The sequence below is a fragment of the Arsenicicoccus sp. UBA7492 genome (assembly GCF_002479615.1).
Taxonomy (GTDB): Bacteria; Actinomycetota; Actinomycetes; order Actinomycetales; family Dermatophilaceae; genus Arsenicicoccus; species Arsenicicoccus bolidensis.
On sequence record NZ_DLOE01000001.1, the window covers coordinates 1 to 3,809 of the forward strand.

Sequence of the window (3,809 nt, forward strand, 5' to 3'; positions counted from 1 at the left end):
GTCGGGAGCCCGCCTCCTCGGGGCCCCACCCGACCCGGCGGGTCACTTTGCGTCGGGAGAGCTGCGCCCTCGGGGCCCCACCCGACCCGACGGGTCACTTCGTGTCGGGAGAGCTGCGACCTCGGCGCACCGTCCGCCCCGACGGGCCACTTCCTGTCAGGAGCCCCGCTGCCTCGGGGCCCCACCCGACCCGACGGGTCACTTCGTGTCGGGAGCCCCGCTGCCTCGGGGCCCCACCCGACCCGACGGGTCACTTTGCGTCGGGAGAGCTGCGCCCTCGGGGCCCCACCCGACCCGACGGGTCACTTCGTGTCGGGAGAGCTGCGACCTCGGCGCACCGTCCGCCCCGACGGGCCACTTCGTGACGGGTCTAGGCGAAGAGTGCCTGGCCGATGTGCTCGCCCTCCTTGGCACCAGGCGGTATGGCGAACAACGCCGACCCGCGGTGCTGGAGGTACTCCTGGAGGGCGTCCTGCTTGGCCATGCGGGTCTGCATCGGGATGTACTGCTTGGCGGGGTTGCGGACGTAGGCGATGAAGAACAGCCCGGCGTCCATGCGCCCGAGGTCGTCGGAGCCGTCGGTGTAGTTGTAGCCGCGGCGCAGCATCTGCACGCCACCGTTGCGCGTCGGATGCGCCATCGCGACATGGGAGTTCGCGGCGACCAGCGGCTGGCCCTCCCGCCCCTTGATGGTGAAGTCCGGTGCGGTGAACTCCTTCCCGCCGGACAGGGGCGCGCCCTCGCGGCGGTCGCGGCCGATGATCGCCTCCTGCTCGCGCAACGAGGAGCGGTCCCACGTCTCGAGGTTCATCGCGATGCGGCGGGCGACGAGGTAGGAGCCACCGGCCATCCACGGCGCCTTGGCGTCGTCCTTGGCGCCGACCCACAGGTGGGCGTCGAGCGCGGACGGGTCCTCGGCCTTGAGGTTGGCCGTGCCGTCCTTGAAGCCGAACAGGTTTCGCGGGGTCGCCTGCGCCGTCGACGTCGACGAGGTGCGGCCGTAGCCCAGCTGCGACCAGCGCAGCGACACGACGCCGAACCCGATGCGCGCGAGGTTGCGGATGGCGTGCACGGCCACCTGCGGGTCGTCGGCGCAGGCCTGCACGCACAGGTCACCGTCGCTGCGCGCGGGGTCGAGCGCGTCCGCGGGGAAGTGCGGAAGGCGTTGCAGCGCAGCGGGTTGCCGCGCCGCGAGCCCGAACCGATCCTTGCCGGCGGCGTCCCGGAACAGGGTCGGCCCGAAGCCGAAGGTCAGCGTCAGCCTCGAGGCCGACAGACCGTCCGCCTCGCCGGAGTCGTTGGGGGGCGCGCTGTATGACGTCGGGTCCCCACCCACCGGCCGACCCGCCGTCATCTCGGCGGCCGCCGCGGTCCAGGCGGTCAGCAGGGCGACGAGGTCCTCGCGGGAGGTCGTCGTGACGTCGAACGCCGCGAAGTGCAGCCGGTCCTGGGCGGGCGTGACGATCCCCGCCTGGTGCGCGCCGTAGAACGAGACGCTGTCGGAGGCAACGGCCTTCGCGTCGCCCGCCGTGCCGTCGCCGTCACCACGGCCGTCGCCGTCACCCTCGGAGGCGTTGGCGGTCGCCATACCGCCGGCGAAGCCGACCGCACCGACCGCGGCCGAGGCGGCTCCCCAGCCGAGAAGTCCACGACGAGACAGGGACTCGGGCATCAGATGACGGCGGCAGTCAGCTTGGACAGCGGCTCGGAGAGCGCGTTGACCGCGTCCGACAGCGCCTTCACCTCCTCCTTGGAGAGCTGGTCGTAGGTCTTGAAGCCCTTGCCGACCTTGTGCTGGTCGAGGAGCTTCTGCAGGGCCGAGAACTTCAGCTGCAGCTGGGAGTCCAGCGCGGCGTCCTTCTTCTTGAGGATCGGGCGCAGGCCCTCCCACGCGACGCGGGCCCCGTCGACGTTGGCCTGGAAGTCCCACAGGTCGGTGTGGCTCCAGATCTCCTCCTCGCCGGTGACCTTGCCGGTCGCGACCTCGTCGAGCAGGCCCTTGGCGCCGTTGCCGATCTGGTCAGCGGTGAACTGCATGGACCGGGTGCGCTGGTAGAGCGTCTCGGTGTCCTTGACCAGCTGGTCCGCGATCGCCGCACGCTGGACGGCGGTCTGGGCCGTGTAGCCGGTCTTCGGCGGCCAGAGGTCCTTCTCGGCGACGTGCCAGCCGGTCCACTTCTGGCCCGGCTCGAGGTCGGCCTCGCGCGCGTCCATCATCGGGTCGAGGTCGCCGAAGGACTCGGCCACCGGCTCGATCCGCTCCCAGTGGACGCGGGTGGGGGCGTAGAGCTCCTTGGCCTTGGCCGTGTCACCGGCCTTGTAGGCCGCGGCGAACGCCTTGGTGCCGGTGAGGAGCTGCTCGGTCTGGTCCTTGACGTAGGACGCGTACTGCGTGTTGGCGGTCGCGACGAGCTCCTTGTCGGCGCCCTGGGCGGACAGGTCCGCGCCCGAGTCGGTGACGGTGAAGTCGTGCCGGATGCCGTCGCCGACCATGCCCGGCTTGCACGCCGTCTTGTACGTGCCGGGCGCGGCCTTCAGCACGAGGTCGCGGGTGAGGCCGGGCCCGATGTTCTCGACCTCGGCGACGATGCGCAGGCCGTCCTCGGCCAGGAGGTAGAACTCGGTGACCTTGGAGCCGGCGTTGGTGACCGTGAACTTCACGGTGCCCGAGGGGGCCTCGGCCGCGGAGACCTGGCACTCGGTGTCGGTGGAGGTGACCGTCAGGGTGCCCTTGCCCGCGCCGGCCTGCGTCCCGCCCCCGGAGGAGGTGGTGGCGGAGTTGTCGGTGCAGGCAGTCAGCGCGAGCGCGGCGATCGCGAGGGTCGCGCCGGTGGCGGCGAGGCGGGTCATGCATGAGCTCCTTTACGTATGCCGGACGCCGCGCTGTCACGCGGGGCCGGGGGCTTGGGGCGACGGACCCGCGCGGCGAACAACGCCATGACGGGGAGGACGTAGAGCACCCACGCGGCGACCTCGAGCACGGTCATCGCGGGAGAGAAGTTGAAGACGCCCTTGAGCAGCGTGGCGACCCACGAGCTGGGCTCGATCGTGCCGGACACGTCGAACGCGAGGGTGTGCAGGCCGGGCAGGATGCGCGCCTCCTGCAGGTCGTGGACGGCATACGCCAGGACCCCGCCGGCGATGATGACGAGGAAGGCGCCGGTCCAGCGGAAGAACGCGCCGAGGTCGAGCTTGAGTGCTCCCCGGTAGACGCCGACGCCGAGCGCGACGGCGGTCAGCAGGCCGAGGAGGGCGCCGACCAGCGGTGCCGTGGTGGAGGCGTTGTCGCGGGCCGCGGCCTGCGTGGCCGCCCACAGGAACAGCGCGGTCTCGAGACCCTCGCGGCCGACGGCCAGCATGGCGACCAGCACGAGGCCTCCGCGGGCGCCCTCGACGGCCCGGTCGACCGCCCCCTTGAGCTCGCCGGACAGGGCACGGCTGTGCCGCGCCATCCAAAAGATCATCCAGGTCACGAACCCCACCGCCACGATGGACAGCCCGCCGCCGATGGCCTCCTGCGCCTCGAAGGTCAGGCCCTTGGGGCCGAAGGTGAGCAGCGCGCCGAAGGCGAGGGAGATGGCGATCGCCGCCGCGACTCCCGCCCAGATGCGCCCGAGCAGGTGCTGGCGTCCCGACTTCACGAGGTAGGCGACGAGGATGACGACGACCAGCGACGCCTCCAGTCCCTCACGCAGCCCGATGAGGTAGTTGGCGAGCATGGCAGCCTACGATTCCTGGTCGACGTGAGTGAGGCCCTCCTAACTTAGGTGACGCTCACCACGCGAGCAACATGATCTCCCCCACACCCC

At 71.4% G+C, this 3,809-nt stretch carries 3 protein-coding genes; all 3 read right to left on the bottom strand.

Features of this window, described 5'->3' with window-relative positions; genetic code table 11:
- Window positions 1-370 precede the first annotated feature (370 nt).
- From efeB to efeU, 3 genes are read right to left on the bottom strand one after another with little or no spacing between them, the layout of a single operon-like run.
- On the bottom strand, window positions 371-1,672 hold the full coding sequence (gene efeB, locus B4E97_RS00005; RefSeq protein ID WP_286958205.1) for an iron uptake transporter deferrochelatase/peroxidase subunit: 1,302 nt from the start codon (window positions 1,670-1,672) through the stop codon (window positions 371-373).
- Entirely contained in the window at window positions 1,672-2,850 is a 1,179-nt protein-coding gene (gene efeO / locus B4E97_RS00010; RefSeq protein WP_286958206.1) for an iron uptake system protein EfeO, read from the bottom strand. The genes efeB and efeO overlap by 1 nt, the downstream gene beginning before the upstream one ends.
- Window positions 2,847-3,719, bottom strand: a complete 873-nt coding sequence (gene efeU / locus B4E97_RS00015; protein WP_286958201.1) for an iron uptake transporter permease EfeU — start codon at window positions 3,717-3,719, stop codon at window positions 2,847-2,849. The genes efeO and efeU overlap by 4 nt, the downstream gene beginning before the upstream one ends.
- Between the last annotated feature and the right edge of the window lie 90 nt (window positions 3,720-3,809).